The organism is Klebsiella sp. HN106, assembly GCF_051209435.1.
Taxonomy (GTDB): Bacteria; Pseudomonadota; Gammaproteobacteria; order Enterobacterales; family Enterobacteriaceae; genus Klebsiella; species Klebsiella oxytoca.
This window is the reverse complement of record NZ_JBLURD010000016.1, coordinates 1-20,373: the sequence shown is the minus strand read 5'-3', so window position 1 is coordinate 20,373 and position 20,373 is coordinate 1. Positions and strand designations below refer to the sequence as shown.

Annotated in this window: 18 protein-coding genes and 1 pseudogene; 8 read left to right on the top strand and 11 right to left on the bottom strand. The window is 56.5% G+C overall.

All coding sequences use genetic code 11. The features are described from left to right. The first annotated feature begins 365 nt into the window (after window positions 1-365). The 6 genes from ACSIPU_RS25475 to ACSIPU_RS25450 all read left to right on the top strand — a co-directional run bounded on the left by ACSIPU_RS25475 (window position 366) and on the right by ACSIPU_RS25450 (window position 7,223). Window positions 366-914: a fimbrial protein gene (locus ACSIPU_RS25475; RefSeq protein ID WP_032729050.1), complete on the top strand. Its 549-nt coding sequence runs from the start codon at window positions 366-368 to the stop codon at window positions 912-914. Between the two features lie 107 nt (window positions 915-1,021). Continuing rightward, window positions 1,022-1,699, top strand: coding sequence for a fimbrial biogenesis chaperone (locus tag ACSIPU_RS25470; protein WP_016809688.1), 678 nt, complete (start codon window positions 1,022-1,024; stop codon window positions 1,697-1,699). A gap of 26 nt (window positions 1,700-1,725) precedes the next feature. Then, window positions 1,726-4,278, top strand: coding sequence for a fimbria/pilus outer membrane usher protein (locus ACSIPU_RS25465; protein ID WP_196558195.1), 2,553 nt, complete (start codon window positions 1,726-1,728; stop codon window positions 4,276-4,278). Between the two features lie 11 nt (window positions 4,279-4,289). Beyond that, on the top strand, window positions 4,290-5,639 hold the full coding sequence (locus tag ACSIPU_RS25460; protein ID WP_227628711.1) for a fimbrial protein: 1,350 nt from the start codon (window positions 4,290-4,292) through the stop codon (window positions 5,637-5,639). Beyond that, on the top strand, window positions 5,636-6,370 hold the full coding sequence (locus ACSIPU_RS25455; RefSeq protein ID WP_016809691.1) for a fimbrial biogenesis chaperone: 735 nt from the start codon (window positions 5,636-5,638) through the stop codon (window positions 6,368-6,370). Before ACSIPU_RS25460 ends, ACSIPU_RS25455 begins: the two co-directional genes overlap by 4 nt. A gap of 232 nt (window positions 6,371-6,602) precedes the next feature. Beyond that, window positions 6,603-7,223, top strand: a complete 621-nt coding sequence (locus tag ACSIPU_RS25450; protein WP_004105453.1) for a hypothetical protein — start codon at window positions 6,603-6,605, stop codon at window positions 7,221-7,223. A 66-nt stretch (window positions 7,224-7,289) separates the two neighbouring features. Here ACSIPU_RS25450 and ACSIPU_RS25445 read toward each other — a convergent pair whose 3' ends face one another. Further along, the gene (locus ACSIPU_RS25445; RefSeq protein WP_032729047.1) at window positions 7,290-8,549 is read right to left on the bottom strand and encodes an MFS transporter; all 1,260 of its coding nucleotides are present in this window, start codon (window positions 8,547-8,549) and stop codon (window positions 7,290-7,292) included. Between the two features lie 213 nt (window positions 8,550-8,762). On the opposite strand from ACSIPU_RS25445, the gene ACSIPU_RS25440 reads away from it, so the two are divergent. Continuing rightward, window positions 8,763-9,275, top strand: a complete 513-nt coding sequence (locus ACSIPU_RS25440; protein ID WP_023321589.1) for an AAA family ATPase — start codon at window positions 8,763-8,765, stop codon at window positions 9,273-9,275. Between the two features lie 58 nt (window positions 9,276-9,333). Here ACSIPU_RS25440 and ACSIPU_RS25435 read toward each other — a convergent pair whose 3' ends face one another. The 10 genes and pseudogenes from ACSIPU_RS25435 to ACSIPU_RS25390 all read right to left on the bottom strand — a co-directional run. After that, complete coding sequence (locus ACSIPU_RS25435) at window positions 9,334-9,774, bottom strand: nucleoside 2-deoxyribosyltransferase (RefSeq protein ID WP_435322438.1); 441 nt, start codon at window positions 9,772-9,774, stop codon at window positions 9,334-9,336. A 200-nt stretch (window positions 9,775-9,974) separates the two neighbouring features. Next, window positions 9,975-11,624: an OFA family MFS transporter gene (locus ACSIPU_RS25430; protein WP_047720700.1), complete on the bottom strand. Its 1,650-nt coding sequence runs from the start codon at window positions 11,622-11,624 to the stop codon at window positions 9,975-9,977. Between the two features lie 374 nt (window positions 11,625-11,998). Beyond that, window positions 11,999-13,156, bottom strand: coding sequence for a CdaR family transcriptional regulator (locus ACSIPU_RS25425; RefSeq protein WP_047720701.1), 1,158 nt, complete (start codon window positions 13,154-13,156; stop codon window positions 11,999-12,001). Continuing rightward, window positions 13,153-14,328, bottom strand: a complete 1,176-nt coding sequence (locus ACSIPU_RS25420) for a glycerate kinase (RefSeq protein ID WP_142448271.1) — start codon at window positions 14,326-14,328, stop codon at window positions 13,153-13,155. Before ACSIPU_RS25420 ends, ACSIPU_RS25425 begins: the two co-directional genes overlap by 4 nt. A 13-nt stretch (window positions 14,329-14,341) precedes the next feature. Then, on the bottom strand, window positions 14,342-15,712 hold the full coding sequence (locus ACSIPU_RS25415; RefSeq protein ID WP_435322437.1) for an MFS transporter: 1,371 nt from the start codon (window positions 15,710-15,712) through the stop codon (window positions 14,342-14,344). 76 nt (window positions 15,713-15,788) lie between these two features. Continuing rightward, window positions 15,789-16,667 (bottom strand): SMP-30/gluconolactonase/LRE family protein, encoded by an 879-nt coding sequence (locus ACSIPU_RS25410; RefSeq protein ID WP_285160005.1) that lies wholly within the window; start codon window positions 16,665-16,667, stop codon window positions 15,789-15,791. A 13-nt stretch (window positions 16,668-16,680) separates the two neighbouring features. Next, complete coding sequence (locus ACSIPU_RS25405) at window positions 16,681-18,018, bottom strand: MFS transporter (RefSeq protein ID WP_126489531.1); 1,338 nt, start codon at window positions 18,016-18,018, stop codon at window positions 16,681-16,683. Window positions 18,019-18,153: 135 nt separating this feature from the next. Beyond that, window positions 18,154-19,344, bottom strand: a complete 1,191-nt coding sequence (locus tag ACSIPU_RS25400) for a thiolase family protein (protein ID WP_004105426.1) — start codon at window positions 19,342-19,344, stop codon at window positions 18,154-18,156. Window positions 19,345-19,355: 11 nt separating this feature from the next. Then, entirely contained in the window at window positions 19,356-20,090 is a 735-nt protein-coding gene (gene fabG / locus ACSIPU_RS25395; protein WP_053064404.1) for a 3-oxoacyl-ACP reductase FabG, read from the bottom strand. A 2-nt stretch (window positions 20,091-20,092) separates the two neighbouring features. Continuing rightward, window positions 20,093-20,248: pseudogene (locus ACSIPU_RS25390) on the bottom strand (hypothetical protein); the annotation flags it as partial. A gap of 63 nt (window positions 20,249-20,311) precedes the next feature. On the opposite strand from ACSIPU_RS25390, the gene ACSIPU_RS25385 reads away from it, so the two are divergent. Beyond that, window positions 20,312-20,373, top strand: a 62-nt coding sequence (locus ACSIPU_RS25385; RefSeq protein WP_001549973.1) for a hypothetical protein, incomplete at its 3' end; no start/stop codon positions are given.

Here is a 20,373-nt window from a genome sequence, read left to right as displayed (position 1 = left end):
TTGACAACTAATGATGAAATTTTGTTATGGTTTTTAACTCATTGTTTTAATTGTATTTTGAATTCATTTTTAGTTAATAAACTACCCCGACCAGGAATCTTCCCGCATCATAAGAATCTTCCAGCGCACAGGCCTGAACAGCCATGGTAATGGTGGGTTCTTGATGATTTTCACGAGGGAATATTATAGATGATTTATGAATTTTAAGTCACTTTTATCACATCAGTATGGCGTCACTACCAGGGGGCACTCTAAATCCAGAGTGCATGGAAACGATTGATTCTAGGCACTACATAAAATATTTCAATAAACAATCAATAAACAAAGGACAGGAAAAAGTGAACACAAAAACTTCAATTAAAACAATGCTGGCTTTATTTTCATTTGCAGCATTATCCGGGTCTGCATTTGCGGTAACGCCGACGGTCACATTCCAGGGCGAAGTCACCAGCCAGACCTGCTCGGTCAGCATCAATGGTGAGACAAACTCCGTTGTTCTGTTACCGACAGTCTCTACCGCTGACTTTGGCGGAAACCTGGCGAATGGACAGACCGCCGGGCTGACGCCATTTACCGTGACGGTGAGCGGTTGTACTGCCCCGGCGGCAGGCGAGGGCCCTCAGTTGATTAAAACCCGTTTCCTGGGGTTTGATGTCGACAGCGCCAGCGGTACGCTGGGTAACCGCGCAGTCACTGATGCTGCGGTCGGTTATGGTATCCAGCTGACCACCACCGATGCCGGAACGACGCCTGTCGTGCTGTCAGGAGTAACCGATGTTGCAGGCCTCTCTTTACCCGAGGGAGACACCTCCACCAGCCACTCCTTTGGGGCACAATATTATGTTATTGATGCCGCTTCTGCTACGCCGGGTGCGATTACTGCCGTAGCGGAATATACCCTGAGCTACCTCTGAGTTTATAAAAACACAGGCCGTATACCCGGCCTGTGTTTTAAAAAGTAAATGATATTAATATTAAAATAATCTTGCGGAATATTTTCCCGATGCGATTGATACTGCGATTGTTTGTTCTGTTGATATTCGGTTTTACCGGCTATGCAAATGCAGGCGTGATATTAACGGGTACGCGAATTATTTATCCGGAAGGCGCCAAAGATAAAACGCTCCAGTTAACTAACCAGGAGTCTCAGTCTTATATTGTACAGGTACAGATTGACAATGGAACGCCGGAGGGTTTTGCCCCGTTTATAGTCACTCCGCCGGTTTTTCGTATGGAGCCTCATAGCGGTCAGTCTGTCCGTTTGACCTATTCCGGAGAGCCGTTGCCGGGCGATCGGGAATCTGTCTTCTATTTTAATTTCAGCCAGCTGCCGTCGTTAAAAGCCGGAACGACGCAACAAAATAAGTTAATTTTCGCCATCACTAATCGGGTGAAAGTTTTCTACCGCCCGGCGTCGCTTTCGGGGCATCCGGAAAAAACGTCAGAGCATATCCATCTCAGCATGGAAGGTAAGCAGATCAGGATAGTAAACCAGAGCGAATATCACGCCTCTGTTCGTCGGGCCACGCTTGTCCGCAACGGAAAGGATATTCGCCTCGCGGAAGGGGTGATGATTTCACCTAAATCCGGACTGGTCGTTACCCCGTCGTCAGAAATAACCAGCCTCAGAGGCCTTCTTTTACGTCTTGTGCTTGTTAACGACTATGGGGTGGATATTGTGACTGAGCGTCGATTGTAATGCGTTTTTATTTGAGCGAATATCCCATGGCAGGTATCAGGTTATTTCTCCTGACCCTTTTAATCCCCGCTTCCGTAACGTTTGCTTCCGGCACGAGTATTACCGGAGCGGCAGGGATAGCTGAAGAAAATGATTATACTTTTGACCCTGCTTTGTTTCGCGGCGGTCGTTTCAGTGAAACCGCGCTGATGCGGCTGAGCAAACCGGGAAATATTGCCCCCGGCAACTTCAAAGTAGATGTTTACGTGAATGGTGGATTCGTCAGCAGCGATAATATTACCTTCAGTGAAACAGAAAGCGGGCAGGTGCGGCCGTGCCTGACGCCCGGTCAGCTTGCGGCAGCCGGGATTGCGCCCCGCAACGGTCTGCCTGCCGGCGCAAAAGAGAACAATACCTGTCTCTCCCTCAGCTCGCTGATTGAAGGCAGCAGCAGCCATTTTGACACATCCCGGCTGCGGCTCGAGCTGAGTATACCGCAGGCTGACATGAATATCCGGCCGCGCGGCTATGTTGATCCCGGCGAACTGGAAGCCGGCAGTTCTCTGGGATTTATTAACTACATCACAAACTATTATCACGTCTCTTACTCCGGTAATAACGCCCGGGACCTGGACTCCGGCTGGCTGTCCATGAACGGCGGGATAAATCTGGGGCTGTGGCAGTTCCGCCAGTTATCAAATGTACAGTGGAATCGTGATTCGGGCGCAAACTGGAATACCCTCCGCCGGTATCTGCAGCGCCCGTTGCCGGCATTCAACAGCCAGCTTACCGCCGGTGAACTGAGCACGACCGGGCGTCTGTTTTCAGGTCTGAGCTATAAGGGGATAAGCCTGGCCACCGATGAGAGAATGTTGCCGGATTCCATGCGAGGGTATGCCCCGGCCATTCGCGGAGTGGCAGGCAGTACGTCGAAGGTGACGGTCTCCCAGAATGGACGGCAGATTTACCAGACCACGGTCGCTCCTGGCCCGTTTGATATTAACGATCTCTATCCGACCAGCTACAGCGGCGATCTGGATGTTGAAGTCACTGGGGCCGACGGCAGCGTAAGCCGGTTCAGCGTGCCGTTCTCCGCCGTACCGGAGTCCATGCGTCCGGGGATCTCACGCTATGGACTGGCTGTCGGGCGTACCGTTGACGCCGGCGATAACTCTCTGTTCAGCGACTTGACCTGGCAGTACGGGCTGAGCAATGCCCTGACGCTCAATACGGGGCTGCGGATCGCGGATGACTATCAGGCGGTCATTGGCGGTGGGGTCTACGCCTCTTCTGTAGGCGCTCTGGGCCTGGACATCACCGCCTCCCGTGCGGGGATGCCGGAGGGCGATGACGTGAAGGGCTACATGGCCCACATTTCCTGGAGTAAAACATTCCAGCCGACAGCAACCACCGTGACGCTTGCGGGCTACCGCTATTCGACCTCAGGCTATCGCGAACTTGGTGACGTCCTGGGCGTAAGAAAAGCCATGCGCGACCACGATCGCTGGACCTCATCCTCCTGGCAGCAACAATCCCGGTTTGATATCTCCCTTAACCAGGGGTTTGGTTCCTTCGGCAATATTTATCTCTCAGGCTCCACGCAGAATTACCGGGACGGCCGGAGCCGGGATACGCAGCTGCAGGCGGGTTACAGCAACAGTTTTCATAACGGTATGAGCTTCAACATTTCCCTTTCCCGCCAGCACGCAGGCGGGAGCTATGAGGCCGGCAGAAAGGAAACCGTGACCGCAGTATCCGTCTCCTTTCCGCTGGGATTCAGCGATAAAAATAACACCCAGATTATCAGCAACTCCTGGACCCACGCCTCCGGCGGCGGCGACCAGTTTCAGAGCAATACCTCAGGCATGATCGATGATGCCCGGACGCTGAGTTATAACCTGGGGGTGATGCGCGACCAGCAGTATCATCAGACAACGATAAGCGGCGGCCTGCAAAAACGGCTGCCCAACGTCAGCGTGGGGCTCAATGCCTCCCGGGGTGAGGGGTACTGGCAGGCGTCGGGTAATGCGCAGGGGGCGCTCGCCATTCATTCTGGCGGCGTGACGTTCGGACCTTATCTGAGCGACACCTTCGCGCTGGTTGAGGCTAAAGGCGCTTCAGGGGCAAGCGTATATAACTCCGGCCAGTCGATTATTGACAGCCAGGGTTACGCCCTGGTGCCCTCCGTCACACCCTATCGTTACAGCAGGGTAACGCTCGATCCCCAGGGAATTGATGGCAACGCAGAACTGGTTGACAGCGAGCGGCGGGTCGCGCCGGTGGCCGGCGCTGCCGTCAGGGTGGTATTCCGCACCAGGACGGGCCATGCCATGCTGATTAATGCTCGTCTGCCAGACGGAGAGCCGGTCCCGCTCGGGGCGGATGTCACTGAACCGGACGGGACGATTATCGGTATGGCCGGACAGAACGGACAGCTCTATTTACGTACGGAGCACGCTGAGGGAGAGCTGATCGTTCGCTGGGGTGACGACGAGCGGGATCGCTGCCGTCTGGCCTACCGCATAAACCCCAAAGAAACCACCCGGCACCTGACAAAACTCAGCGCAGTCTGCCGACAGACGCCTGATGCGCAGCGATGAAGATAATGATGATGAAAAGACGAACTTTCCTGCTTAACTTGCTGTTTGCCTGCCTGACGCTTTTCAGCCTCCGGGCCGGCGCCAGCTGTTCCCTGACCCTGGTTACCCAGACCGAAGACTCCTATGTCGCGCAGATACCGTTCGGGAAAATTAACCTGACGGATACTTATCTGCAGCCGGTCGGTACCATGCTGGCCAGCATCGTGGTGCCGCCAACGAATTACACTCACGGCGGGGCTAACGGCGCTTCGGTACTCTGGGAATGTGATGCCGCGGATCTTCCCAATATCTATTTTCTGGTCGCCACGAATGGCGACGATCGCGTCGGCGGTTTTTATGATATTGGCACGGTCGACGGCCTGAGCGACGTCTATGCCACCTGGTTCGCCTACGTCGGAATCAGACAGACCATGTCCGGCGTCACGCTGACCCGCCACTGGCAGAAGGTTCCCATCACATCATACGCCACAAGCTCAACGGGGAAGATTCAGATCCGTCTGCAGGATATCCCGCCTCTGGTCGCCGAGCTGTACCGGATCAGCAGCCTGCCGGGAACCTCCGCCGCATCGGCCTATTGTGGTAACAACAATGATGATGGGGTTGGTATTGGCTATGCTTCCGCGACGGGGCGTAACTATTACTGTCAAAATTCCGTCATGACTCAGCCCAACGCCTACATCCAGCTGTCCGGCGACAGCAGCGTCAGCTTCAGTTTCGCACGCGATTTCCCGGGTGAGGACAGCGCCTATAACTACGATTTCTGGGGAGCGGATAACGGTTTTGGCTACGGCATGCGGCTGGCGAACACCCTCTATTCCCTGCCTACCTGCGTGGCGCGCAATGCCACCCCGCAGGTTTTATTTCGCACAATTTCTATTGCTGAACTCGAACAGGGGGGGAGCGCCAGCGCCAGCTTCACCGTGCAGGTAGAGTGCAGTGATTCAGCCGAGTCGGGTACGGCTGCAGGCCAGACGGCGATTGGTATTCAGGTTTCGCCGGGGTCATACAGCGCGGCCAGCACGCTGGGGCTGGTGAACGGCAGCGGCGGCGTGACGTATCTGCTCTCTGATGATTATTTTGGCGAAAACATGGCCCAGGGCGTGGGAATTACCCTGCAGAATGCGCAGGGGAAAAGAATGAACTTCGTGGGCCAGCCGGGGACGGTATCCCTGACCACGCCCGGTGGCGAAAATGCCGGATGGTATCCGGTACTGGAGGCGGCCGATAACGCTGGAAGCACCATGGCGGGATATACGCACTACAGCAGCACATTTTTAGCCACCCTGCAGAAACTGGACGGCCAGGCGGTCACCCCCGGTAAAGTTTATGCCACAGCCTATGTTCTGGTGAAAATACAGTGAACAAAGTTCGCCGCGTTGGCTGGATAACGGTGCTGTTGATAATGTTTCTCGCGCCATTACGTGTTTATGCCGGACTGATAGCGAGCGGCACGCGAGTCATCTATACCGAAGGAACCCGGGAAATCAGCCTGATGCTGGCTAATACCAATTCCTGGCCGGTCATTGTGCAGAGCTGGGTTGATGACGGCAGCGGCAATCCGGCCTATACGGGGGCGCCTTTTATTGTGCTGCCTTCCGTGTTTCGCCTGCAGCCGGAAGGAATACAGGGGCTGCGGATTGTCTATAACCAGACCCCTTTGCCACGAGACCGCGAGAGCGTGTTCTGGATTAACCTCTATGAAATTCCGCCCGTCAGTAAAAATATGCCGGAGCAATCCCGGCTGCAGCTGGCAATGAACACCCAGTTAAAAATATTTTATCGTCCGCAAGGTCTCTCTCCCGCTCCCGAGAGTGCGGCCGCACGTCTTAAATTCCGGGCAGTACAAGAAGGCGGGCGCTGGTACGTGGAGTGCGACAATCCCACGCCCTGGCATATATCGTTTACGGACATTATTGTTCGTCACGGAAAAACGCAACGGCATGTTGAGCGGGAAATGGATATGATGACCGCGCCTTTTAGTCAGCGCCGTTATGCTCTTTCGGGGAATATACCGGTGACGAGCGCCAGCGAGATTCAGTTCTACTATGTTGACGACCGGGGTGCCATTCTAAATGACCATACTCGGTTATGATGTCTGCTCACGGCCTTGAACGATTGAAAATTTAAACGACGTACCCCCCGCCATTTTATATGATTTAAGTTTCTTAACCTCTTAAACCTGCAGGGCATTACCCATTTGGTTTCTCATGCAGCCTATTGTTTATATTGGTTTTTTACTTTGTTTTTGACTTCTGTGATTAACAGGCTGGTGGTCGGTGATTTATATTGTTTATTAATAAATATTAAACCGGAGTTTAATAGCTTTGAACATCATCAACATAATTACCGACGATGTGTATTTTTTGCAGGGGGCCAGGCATTTATTGAATGAGGCGGCAGAAAATCATGCCGTGTTATACAATGACATAAATGCATCGGGACTGAGAGCGGTGGTGAGATCTTTTGCTACCTACGATCAAAAAGTTATTTTATATATTCATTGCATCAGGAAACGACGAGTATTATTACGCCTTGTTGCGGCTTATAATCTGCAGGTGTTTGTTATTACTCATTGTAAAGTATCAGATTGCAACAATGATAAGGACCCTATGATCATTCCTTCATTCCTATCGAAAAAAGAGTTTTTGCAAAAAATAAAATCAGCAAAGAGAAGCGTGTATAGAAAAAGCTCGCAGCGGTCTAAAAGGATATTTAAAGGACTGTCGGCAGGAGCCAGTGTGAAGGATCTCGCGGAAACCTTGAATATCACGCAAAAAGCTGTTTATGCCATTAAGAATCACACTATAAAAAAATTTGGTTTTAAATCCACGAAAATGAATGGCTTTTTACTTTGCCGCGATTTATTAGAAATGAATGAAATAGGCTTGCGCTATAAGAGGATCGTAGACGGGAACTTTGTGTCGATGAATGCCAGGAGATCCTAGAGCCTGCGCGCGGCAAATCGCTGGCATCCGCTCTCGCAGGAAGGCATACGACCTCCTCGTTTTGCACTACAGTTTCTGAGCGTCGGTCTGCGGCGGCGCAGAACTATCCTGATACCGCTTACGCAGTTTCAGCAGCCGGGAAACCAGTATTACCACGGCGAGACCGGCCATCAGCGCCGCGCAGTGGAAGGCGATTCTGCCACCGGCATGGAAGTAGATCCAACGGGTTGCCTCAATGGAAGCGGCAAACGCGCTCAGGGCCAGAATATTCAGCGTGGCGGACACGGTGCCTTTTGGCAGATGATGGGAAAAGAGCGTGAAGCGGAACAGCACCGGGTAAAGTAGCCCAATCCCCAGCGCATAAATGCTGGTACCCAGCACCGACCAGAACCAGACATGCGGCCACATAAGATTACCGGCCAGCAGGATCAGCAGGCCGGTCAGCTGTATCGGAACGGTACGCCAGATAAAGCGCGGCGAAGTGGGGTCTTTTACCACGTTCGCCACGATCGCGCTGGCGATAATCAGCCCACTGAACACCGGCACCTGAGTCCAGGCATATGCCGCGGGAGACATGCCGCCGTGCTCAATCAGAATCACCGGAGAGAGCGCCACCCAGGTGATCATCGGCACGTTGCCAAAGGCCACCGCCAGCGAACCTGTCAGCACCACGGGATGACGAAACGCCGCGATGAAATCAGCCAGCACTTCCCCCGGTTTAAATCCCCGCCCCTGAGAGATAACGGTTTCCGGCATCTTAAAAAGCAGCAGGGCCCAGGCCACCAGGCCCAGCGCGCCAATAATGGCAAACAGCAGTTTCCAGTGCATCACCGTCATTAGCGCCGCGCCGGCCAGCGGTCCGATAACCGGCGCAAGCAGGACGATAGAGGTCAGCGCAGCCATGATTCTGATTGAATCGGTTTCCCCAAACGCTTCCTGAATCGACACATAGCCCACGGTCGAGATAAAACAGATGCTGGTTCCCTGGATAAAGCGGGCGACGAAGTATTGCGCGATCGAAGCGACAAACAGCATGCTCAGGCAGGAGAGAGCAAAAACCAGGGCGCCGGTGAGCAGAACGGGGCGGCGGCCGATACGATCTGACAGAGGGCCCAGCAGCCACTGCAGCGCCAGGCCTCCAGCCATATACAGGCTGACCGATGCCGGAGCAAGGGTGACATCAGCCTGAAGCTCGTTGATGATATGAATGATGCCTGGCTGAATAAGATCCGTGGTCAGGTAAGCCGAAAAATCATAAATAATCATCGCCAGCGGAAACAACATGACGCTGCCGTACTGGATTAAACGCCGTGGCGGGGTATTCATGCGGGCTCCGGGGATCTGCCATCCTGCATCTTAGTATCTGTAAACCAACTCAACCGACCCTAAACGGAGATAAAATAATCCTGTTTTTTGTGTGGTTTTTGGGCCTTATACCACGTGCGCGCATCAGCGCTGGACGTGAGGCAATCGGCGCTCTATTGTCATCAACGTGCGGAAATTGTCATCCATTAAAGGCTCTTGAATAACGGGATATCTATGTTACTGATCTTTGGCGGCCTGCCCGGTACCGGGAAATCAACCATTGCTCGCCTGCTGGCCGCCAGGCTGGGGGCCGTCTGGTTACGAATCGATTCGATTGAACAGGCGCTGATCCGCGCCGAAACCGTCACCCGGCACGATATAGGACCGGCCGGATATCTGGCGGCGTACGCCATTGCTGCGGATAACCTCAGGCTGGGCAACGTGGTGATTGCCGATGCGGTGAATCCCATCGCCATTACCCGCCAGGCCTGGAGAGAGGTCGCGACCGAGAATGCCGCGCCTTATCTGGAGATAGAAGTGACCTGCTCCGACCAAACGCAGCATCGGTATCGCGTGGAAAACCGCGCAGCGGACATTCGCGGCCATATCCTGCCGGACTGGCAAAAGGTCATCACCCGTGATTACGAACCCTGGCATTCTGCCAGCCTGGTGCTGGATACCTCAGTACTGAGCGCCGAAGAGGCGGTAGAGCGGATCGTTGCGCATATTGAGTCGCACCGCCGGTAAGCCTATGAACACTCCCCAGGCGAGGGAAAAAAGCGGTCGCTCAGACGACCGCGTGGTATCAGAAAACGTCGCCGGTAAAGATATTCTTTTTCAGTTGAGTAAAGTCGTAAGTCGCCAGCTCTTCAGCGCTTTGGGTATAGTAAGTCAGACTTTCTGAAATCATCAGGTTTAGCTTATTCCCTTTTTCCTGAACGATAATCAACGGCTTTTTAAACGCGTGGGCATAGCCGATTTCGTACGCCGTACCGCTATTGACGTGATCGTCAAAGAAATCAACAACGGCAACCACCACCGTGGCTTCGTCGAGATGCTTGATATCGTTCTTAAAGATGAAATCGCGCCAGGGTAAAGTGCCGTATTCCAGATTCTCCGCATCGGCCAGGCGCGGTGAGAAAAATTTATCTACCGTTTTATTGACGGTCAGCGCCTGTTCGACGCGCTGGACGCGATCAACCTGGTCGTCGCTGAAAAAAGGACTCGCAATATAAATATTTACCATCAATCGATTCTCCTGAAGATTCATTGAAGGCTGCAGTCGACCGGTAAAAGTTCGCCTGACAGTCTTCTTCCCTGATAGGCAGTTAGTCTATTCACCTGAGTCGTTAGAATAACTTTATCGATGGATGCTGACTATGTTACGTGCGGCAAAGTGCGCTTTCTCTCGTCTGGCCGATGCCGCCCGGCATCGGCGGCAAGACTTTACATAAAGAACTTCACGGCCTGCTGGAGGGTGGTGCCGACGCCCCATAAAAGCGGCACGCTCACCGCTAACCAGCTTACGGTTAACAGCAGCGTGGACGGGCGGGCCTCCCACGTGAGCTGAGCATCCTTATTGATGGTATACAGACCTTTCGCCTGCTGCTGCTGTTCCGCGGTCATCGCATGCTCTTCCGTCAGCGGACGCACCAGCTGATTACAGATAAAACCCAACACCAGCAGGCCGGTCAGGACCATCAGCGTTATATCGTAGACGCGCTCGGGCGGGACCCCGTGCGTCAACTGATACTCGCGCAGATAGTTCACCAGAACCGGGCCGCTGATCCCGGCCGCCGACCAGGCGGTTAACAAGCGTCCATGAATCGCGCCCACCATTTGTGAGCCAAAGACATCAGCCAGATAGGCGGGAATACTGGCAAAACCTCCGCCGTACATCGAAATGATAATGCACATCGCGCAGACATAAAGCGCGATATAGCCGCCGTGATTCACCAGCGGCAACGTCCCGTACAGCACGGCGCCCAGGCAGAAAATGATCGCAAAGGTCATTTTTCGCCCGCACAGATCGGATACCGATGCCCAGAAAAACCGTCCCAGGATGTTAAACAGGCTGAGCAGGCCGGTAAATCCTGCGGCCATGGTAGCAATGCGTTTCAGCTGCTCGCCGTTCAGCTCATGCCAGCTGAGATCGAGCGACAGCAGTTTGCCGGCAAAGATCTCCTGCAGCATCGGCGAAGCCATACCGAGAATACCGATCCCCGCGGTGACGTTGAGCCATAGCACCATCCACAGCAGCCAGAACTGTGGGGTACGGCAGGCGACGCGGACGTGCACCTGGATCGTGGGATTATTGCGGATCGTTTTTTGCGCCTTCTCGCCCGAAGGGTGCCAGCCCATGGGCGGCAGGCGATAGCCAAAGGTACCGGCAAGCATAAATAGCGCATAAATCGCCGCCAGCGCCAGAATGCTTTGCCATACCCCGTTGCCGGTCGGACCGGCGAAGTAATTCATCAGACCATTTGCCAGCGGCGCCCCCACCAGCGCTCCCCCGCCAAAACCCATGATCGCCATCCCGGCCGCCATTCCGCGCTTGTCAGGGAACCAGCGCAACAGCGTCGAAACCGGTGAAATATAGCCCAGTCCGAGACCGATTCCGCCGATGACCCCGGCCCCCAGCCACAGCAACCATAGCTGATGGAAATAGATGGCGACGCTGGATAGCAGCAGGCCGCCGCACCAGCATAAGGTGGCAATAAAGCTCACCAGCCGCGGTCCAACCTTCTCAAGCCAGCTGCCCCACAGCGCCGCCGAACAGCCGAGAAAAACAAAAAACAGCGTGTAGGTCCAGCCGAGCATGGAGATTTTCCAGTCGCAATCGCGGGTAAACAGCTGCTGCCAGAACGACATATTGACGGGGCATTGAAGGGACTCGCTTCCTCCTATGAGCTGCGACATAGGCAGCCAGTAAACGGAAAACCCATAGGCCATACCTATGCAGAGATGAACGGCCAGTGCGGCCGGTGGCACCAGCCAGCGGTTAAAACCGGGCCTGGCGATGATACGTGGTTTCGCGAAAAAATCGCGTAGGGGAGAGACCGGTGCGGTCGCGATGTTTTCATTCATTTGCGCCATTTTCCTGTCCTTTTTATCTACATTGGCCGACGAATGCTGCGGTCGGGGAACGTAGATAAAAGGCAAGAAAGGTGCCATTTGATTAATTTGTGTACAAAAATGGCGACTGAAGCGAGCAAGCTTCGCTGAAGGGATGAGGCGAAAAGCCAGCCCTCGGCAACGAAGGCGCCTGTCGGGATAAAATCGCCGGGCGCGCTATTATTTTGATAAACGTCGATCTCAGAGTGATACGCGGTGCGAGGTGGCGATGGCGTGCGGCGCTGAGCGTCTTTGACGTCAGCGCTCTCCTCTGCTGGCCAGCAGAACGCGACCGGCACGGTGTTTGCTGTGAAGGGCGGGCGAGGGCGCGTACCGGCCTGCTCGCCCGGCGCACGTTAGCTTAAGGTATCAATCCATTCGCTCTGGCGCGGGTTCTGCCGACGATAGCAGTGTACCGACACCGCCAGCTGCGTCAGGTCGGTGAAAACCATCGGATCGAGCTGAATATGCTTTTTAATCTGCTGCAGCCGGTAGGTGAGCGTATTGCGATGAATCCCCAACAGCAGCGACGTTTTTCCCGGCTCGGCGTTATTGGCAATAAAGCTGCTGAGGGTATCCAGCAGCACTTCGCCGGAATCATGCTCAAGCAGCTGGCGTACGTTATTGATAAAAAAATTGACCATATAGCTGTCTTCCAGCACCCGGAACAGGCAGAGCATCGCCATTTCGCGAAAGTAGTAGATCTGCCGCTGCGGCTGTACTTTGCTCCCGACCTCAATCACCGAACGGGCGAATCGGATGGCCTCGCGAATATCCGGAGCGCTGTCCGCCTGCACGCCAATGCCGATATGGTAATGGCTGATCTGATTGCTGAGGACAAACTCGATGCCCCGCAGCAGCGTTTCCTGGGATTCGCTCAGCGTATTGAGGATCAGGATCTCATTGCTGCCCAGCAAAATGACGTCTCTTACCCCGGCCAACTGCGAGAATTCTCGCAGCAGCGTACTCAGTATTTCGCTTAGCTGATGCTGTTCAACCTGCACGGTCACCACGACCGGCACCAGCGGCGCATCAAAAGCGAAGCCAAGCTCCATCAGGCGATGAAGCGCTTCCTGTCCGGCGGGCGAAGCGCCTTGATCAAGATATTGACCAAACAGGGTATCGCGCAGACGCTGTCGCCAGTTGGTTTCCCGCATCTCTATGGCCTGGCGGACCAGCAGCTCGGCGGTGAGTACCGCCAGTTCAGCATAGCGGCTGATCGCTGCGGGATCGCCGCTGATGCCCACCACCATCACCACGCGATCGTCATAGATAATGGGATGATTAATACCGGGATGCACATTCTGGAAACGCGCGGCTTCCGCGGTGTTGTTAATACAAATGCGTTTACCGGTGCGTATCACCTCACGGGCGATCTCATGCTGCTCGCCGATACGATGCCGTTCACCTGAGGCAATGATCTGTCCATGATGGTCAATCACGTTCACGTTATGATGAATTATCGCCATTGCCCGGGCGACAATTTCATTAGCCAGCGCCGTCGTAATAATCATACAGTTATCCGCTTATGTGCCTCTCCGCGCCGCCCGCTCAGAAAGGTTCGTAGAACATTCTCCGCTGCGTCGGCGAGGAGCTGTTCGCATGTGTTCATCGACTCCGCCAGCGGCATAGGGCGCTGGCAAATAGACCACATCGCGTCAATATGGTGTTGATACAATTGCCGACTGCTCTCATCGCGTCCGCCGCAAAGGGCCACAACCGGTACGCCGTGGCGCGCCGCTTTGCCCGCCACGCCCACCGGGGCTTTACCAAAGGCGCTCTGACGATCGAGCCAGCCTTCCCCGACGATGGTCAGCGAGGCATCGCTAAGATGGCGGTCGGCGTTAAGCAGTTCCAGCACCAGGTCAATGCCCGGGCGCAGCGTGGCGCCCGCATAAGCGATCAGCGCGGCCCCCATACCGCCCGCGGCCCCGGCGCCGGGCCGTTCGCTGACGTCGTAGCCGAGCGTTTGCGTAAGCTGCCGACTGTAGTGCGCCATACCCGCCTCCAGTTCCCTGAGCGCGGCCTCGTCCGCGCCTTTCTGCGCGCCATACACCCAGGTGGCGCCATTTTCCCCAAGCAGAGGATTCGTGACGTCGCAGGAGGCCTGTATTTCGGCCTGTCGTAAGCGTGGATCCATGGCGCTTAAATCGATGCGCTGAATATGCGCAAGATCCTGACCCGCTGCGGGAACCGGCAGCAGCGTGCCGTCCTCGCGCCAGAAGCGGGCGCCAAGCGCCTGGGCAAAACCGATACCGCCATCGTTGGTCGCGCTGCCGCCCAGCCCGATAATCAAACGCCGACAACCGGCATCCAGCGCCGCTTTTACCTGCTCGCCCAGCCCAAAGCTGCTGGCCAGACGCACATCCCGCTGCGCTTTCGGCGTGAGCTCCAGCCCACAGCTTTGCGCCATCTCGATAATGGCCCGTTCGCCGGGCAGGATCAGAAACGCGGCCTCTACGGAGAGACCGTAAGGCGAGGTGCAATGCTGCTGCTGCCACCTTGCGCCCTTCAGCTGCGGACTTTCCGCAAGGGCCGAGAGCAGCCCCTCTCCGCCGTCCGACACGGGCATTTCGACCAGCTCCAGCCCCTCGTCAACCCGGCGCAACCCCTGTGCTACCGCTGCGCAAGCGGCCTGCGCGCTACAGCTACCCTTAAACGAATCCAGCGCGATAACAATCTTCATGCGTTCTCCTGCGTTAATGCGCTTTGCGCGGCGTTTTATCGGTGGTCATGAGCTGCAATAACATCCCCAGCAGCGCGCATCCCGCCATGGTAAAGAAGGCGTAGATATAACCCGCCGGATTTTCCCATCCCCCACCGAACTGGATGAGCCAGCCCATAAGCAATGGCGAAATGCCGCCGCCGATAAACATCGCCGTGGTGATAATGCCGTTGGCGGTAGAGGTGGCGCGTTCTTCGGCGGAGTCCGAAGCCATTGCGTAGTAGATAGGCCACACGGCGTTGGCCACCAGGCCAAAAAATAGCTGAATGGCGATAAGACGCGGCATATTGGTGGCGAAATAGAACAGCGCAATGCCGATACTCATCCACAGACCGCAGACGATCAGAGTACGTTTACGGCCAAAGCTATCGGACAGCCAGGGCCAAATTATCTGGCCCACGGTACCGGTAAGCGTGAAGATAATACTTAGCCCGGCGGATGCTGCCAGCGACAGGCCGGAGACGTGATAAAGATACGGCGGCAGCACAACGTTAATGCCCATATAGACAATTTGCGTCAGCAGGGTATTGCCCGCCGTTAGCGAAATATTGCGGTTGCGCAGGGTGCGTAAAAAGGTCTTCATCCCTTCGCCTTTGGCAACATGGCTGCTTTCCTGGGTCGCCGGGCGCGTCATCCCCTGGCTATCGATATGCAGATAAAGCGTGTTGATGCGATCGGCGGTGGAATATTTCGCCCAGAAAATCATCAGCGGGATGGCGACGATCAGCGCCAGCAGGAAGCAGTAGCGCCAGCTGCCTTCGCCAAATGCGGAAAGCACCAGACTTGCCACCACGCCGCTCAGCAGCGCGCCAATCGGATAGCCGGTATGATGCACCCCCAGCGCGAAGCCGCGTTTCTCTTTCGGCCACCACTCTGCGGTGTTGCTGACGCCGACGGGCTCGCCCCAGCCGGCCCCGAGGTTGACGCCAACGCGCAGCAGCACAAAGGCCGTCAGCCCGTGGCTGATCGCTTTAATACCGGAAAGAAAAGAGAGGGCGGTATAGCCCAGCACCAGCGGTACCTGAAAGCGCGCTCGTTTCCAGCCTGAACCGTAGCGATCGCTCCAGATGGAGCCGGGGATATCCAGCACCGCGAGGGCAACCATAATCAGGGCGACGACGTTGCCCCACTGTTCCGGCGAGAGCGAAAACTCTTTAGAGATGACCGGGCCAAGGCGCAGGATCATCTCGCGATCGTAGGCGTTAAGCACCCAGATTAGCCAGCAAACCAGCAGCGAAACCCAGGAGAAACGATGTATCAGCCGCTTTTTTCCACCTTGTTCGCCGGCAGGTGTGTGATTGATTGTTGTCATAGTCGTGTTTACTCCGCGGCGTCGCGACAGCATGATGCGCGCCGCCTGGTGTCAGGGTCAGAGTCAGTTCGCCGGGTATTATTGTTATCGCGGCGAGCCGGAGGTTCGCTTAGCCGGCAAAACGCCGTTCCGCTACGCCGGTCACGCCCAGGTCGTACAGGGCGAACAGGCTGCCGCGCAGCTGATTATCTTCCGGGAAGCGCGGGAGGGGCGGCTGCGCCATTGAGGTGACGTACAGCACGTCGAGGTTTTCGCCGCCGAACATAACGCTGGTCACTTTTTTCACCGGCATCTCAATGATGCGATCGATCTTGCCCTCCGGCGTGTAGCGCACCAGCTTGCCCGCGTAGACCAGCGCGTTCCACAGATAGCCTTCGCTGTCCACGGTGGCGCCATCCGCCGCGCCGCCTTCGCTGCTATCGACACGGCAAAAGACTCGTTCTCCGGAGAGATCGCCGGTCGCGGTGTTGTAGTCCCAGGCGCAGATTTCGCCCGTCCAGGTATCGGCAAAATAGAACGTCTCGCCGGAGGGGCTCCAGCAGGGGGCGTTAGAGACGATGATATTTTTCTTCAGCACGTGTAGTGACAGATCGGCGTCCAGGCGATATAACGCGCCGCTCGGCTCCTCTTCACGCATATCCATCGAACCGAACAGAAAACGTCCCTGACGATCGACTTTGCCGTCGTTGAGCCGGTTAAAGGGCCGGTCCGCTTCCGGATGGTGCAGCAGCGTCAGCTCGCCGCTGGCGAAGTCGAGCAGATGCACGCCATTCTGTAGCGCCACCACCGCGCCTTCGCCGTTCTGGCGCAGGGCGAACGAGCCAATTTTCTGCCGCACGTCCCAGCTCTTAATCGCGTCGCCCTGCGCGTTACAGGCGAACAGGCGCCCGTCGAGGCTGTCCACCCACCAAAGACGCTGCTGTTCGACATCCCAGACCGGGCTTTCGCCGAGTCGAGTTTTTAAATCCAGTAAGACTTCGATGCGCATAAGGACCTCCTGATTACGCTTTTTCGCCGCCGGCTTGTTTTGCCGATGCTCTGCCAGGAGATGACGAACTTTTGATGAACAGAGACACCAGCGCGCCGATGATCAGTAGCGCGACGGCGAACCATAAGCCGGACGTTGCCGCGCCGGTGCGATCCTCAAACGCGCCGAGAATAAACGGCCCGAGAAAGCCCCCACACAGCCCGAGGCAGTTAAGCAGGCCGAAGCTGCCCGCCAGCATATGCCCGCTCATGATCGAGGGGAGCCAGTTAAAAATGATGGATTGCATGGCGAAGAACATGAAGGCGGCCAGCGAGAAGCCAAGCAGCGCCACGCCGTGGCCGGCAATCGCGCCAATCGCCATGCCGGTCGCCATGACCAGATATCCGGCCATCAGCATGCTGCGCGAACGCTGTTCCGTCCGGGCGAAACGCGGCAGCAGGATCCCGCCAGCGGCGGCTGCGATCCACGGGATGGCGGTCAGCAGACCGATCTGCAGCGGAGTAAGCAGGCCCCAGCTACCGATGATCCCCGGCAGGAAATAACTCAGGCCGTAAACCGAAAACTGATGGGTAAAGTAAATCAGCACCAGTAACAAAAACACCCGGGTGGTGAGCGCGGTTTTCAGGGAAAATCGGCTTGGCGTATGGCGCGTCTCCTCGGCTTCTTTCTCCAGTACCGCGTTGATAGCCTGCACGTCGTCGCTGTCCAGCCAGCGGGCGTCGGCCGGTTTATCCGGCAGTCTGCGCCAGACGACGAAAGCCAGCGCTATCGCGGGCAGCCCTTCGATAAAGAACATCCACTGCCAGCCGTGCCAGCCGGACATTCCATCAAGGCTTAATAACAAACCGCCCAGCGGCGCGCCGATAATGTTGGCCAGGCAGACCCCCAGCAGGAACAGACCGGTGGCTTTAGCGCGCTCTTCGCGGCCAAACCAGAGGGTCAGGTAGTAAATAATGCCCGGATAGAGCCCCGCTTCGGCAGCGCCGAGCAAAAGGCGCATCACGTAAAAGGACGTAGGCCCGGTGACAAACGCCATACCGCAGGAGATGATCCCCCAGGTGATCATGATGCGGGCGATCCAGCGCCGCGCGCCAATCCGGGTTAAAAACAGGTTGCTGGGGATCTCCAGCACCGCGTAGGTGAGAAAAAACAACCCGGCCCCGAGGCCGAATGCGGTTGCGGAAAGGCCGATATCCACCGACATGGTCGCTTTCGCCATGCCAATATTGGTGCGATCAATAAAGCTGATGATGTACGCCACGATAAGCAGCGGCATCAAATGGCGGTAGATCTTTTTATGGGTGCGCTGTAGCGGCGTCCCGTTTACCGCCTTTTCATTTATTGCGGACATGGTTATTATTTCCCCGTATTCGTGGTCAGAAGCCTTGCCGGGATCGAGACGATCCCGTTCGTCAGCTCACAGGTTGTCGCCGGGTGCTGACCCGAACGACGCCCGGCCCGAAGCCCCACTTCGGGCCGTCTTTTCCTAAGCGCCTTCGCGCTCGAACAGCATAGAAATCCCCTGGCCGCCGCCGATGCACATGGTGACCAGACCGGTGCGCGCGCCGCTGCGCGCCATTTCATACATCAGTTTGACCGGCAGGATCGCACCGCTGGCGCCCACCGGGTGGCCGAGGGCGATCGCGCCGCCGTTGACGTTAACGCGGGCTGGATCGAGACGCAGATCGTTCATCACCGCCAGCGCCTGGGCGGCGAAGGCCTCATTGAGTTCAATTAAATCGATGGCGTGAACATCCATATTGAGACGGTCCATCAGGCGTCGGGTGGCGGGAGAGGGGCCAAACCCCATAATCTCCGCGCCGCAGCCGGCGACCGCCCAGCCGCGAATGCGCATGCGCGGAGTTAAGCCGCGCTGTTCCGCCTGCTGGCGGGTCATCATCACCAGCGCGGCCGCGCCGTCGTTAATGCCGGAGGAGTTGGCTGCCGTCACCACGCCGTCGGCTTTAAATGCCGGACGCAGCGCGGCGAGCTTTTCGCGTGGGGTGTCGCGCGGGTGTTCATCGGTCGCGAACAGGCGGGTCGCTTTTTTGCCGTCCGGCACCTCAAGGGCCAGAATCTGCTCACGGAAGCGATCCTCAGCGATCGCCTTCAGCGCCTTCTGCTGGCTCGACCAGGCGAAATCGTCCATCGCTTCACGGGTAATACCGAAGCGTTGCGCAACGTTTTCCGCCGTGATGCCGTTGTGATAAGGCCCTTCCGGCCAGGTGAGGATGGAGATCAGTCCATCTTCCAGCTCGCCGTGGCCCATGCGATAGCCATCGCGCGCTTTGCGCAGGTAGTAGGGCAGCTGGGTCATATTTTCTGTTCCGCAGGCGACGACCACCTCGGCCTGGCCGCTTTGCAGCTGCATCATGCCGTCCGCCAGGGCCTGAAGTCCGGAGCCGCACTGGCGGTTAACCGAATACGCGGTGCTCTCCTGCGGGATCCCCGCCCGCAGCTGGCAGATGCGGGCGATAAAACCGCTTTCGGCGATTTGCCCGACGTTGCCGACGATCGTTTCGTCGATATCCTGCGGCGCAAGTCCGGCGCGGGCGATCGCTTCGCGAATGACCGCTGCTCCGAGGTCATGCTGGTGGGTATGCTTAAGACTGCCGTTAAACGTGCCAATAGCGGTACGGACGCCGCTGACAACCACAATATCATTAGCCTGTGTCATCGTTTTTCTCCTTACAGCACCATGCCGCCGCCGACGTTAATCACTTCACCGTTGATATAGCGCGCGCCGTCAGACGCCAGAAACGCCACGCACTCGCCAACGTCTTTCGCCTCCCCGGCGTAGCCCGCAGGGATTTTGTTGATCATGATTTGCCAGACGTTTTCCGGGACGCCGCGCGTCATATCGGTATCGATAAAGCCCGGGCAGATGGCGTTAACCGTGACGCCTTTTTTCGCCAGTTCGCGGCAGGCGGTTTTGGTCATTCCCACCACGCCGGCTTTTGACGCCGAATAGTTGGTTTGTCCGACGTTGCCAAGCCAGCTGGCGGAAGCGATATTGATAATGCGGCCCGCGCCGCGCTCGCGCATGCGGACGGCGGCCTGCTGCATACAGAGAAAAGTGCCCTTCAGATTGATATCGATCACCGTGTCCCAGTCCGCTTCGGAGAGTTTGTGCAGCATGGCGTCGCGGTTGATTCCGGCGTTATTCACCACAATATCCACCGGGCCAAACGCCTCTTCGGCCTGGGAAAACAGCGCTTCGACCTGCGCTTTTTCACCGATATTGCAGCTGATAAACAGCGCCTGTGCGCCCGATTCGCGCAGGGACGCGGCGGCGGCTTCGCCGTGCGCGTCGCGATCGGCGATGATCACTCGCGCGCCTTCCCGCGCAAGCACCTGAGCAATGCCAAAGCCGATACCGCGCGCGGCGCCGGTAACAATGGCGGTTTTACTGGCAAGTTTCATAGCTAATTTCCTTGTGAGTCAGAGGATGAATTCCGGGACAGATGTTCCGCGAGGCCGCAGGGCTGCGGGGTGAACAAGCGACTGTCCATAACCTGAAGATCCGCGGCGATCGCCGGACGAAAATCCATATGCGCCAGGATGTCGCGCTCAAGATCGATGGCACTGTTGCAAATAGTCGGTGGTGATAAACTTATCATCCCCTTTTGCTGATGGAGCTGCACATGAACCCATTCAAAGGCCGGCATTTTCAGCGTGACATCATTCTGTGGGCCGTACGCTGGTA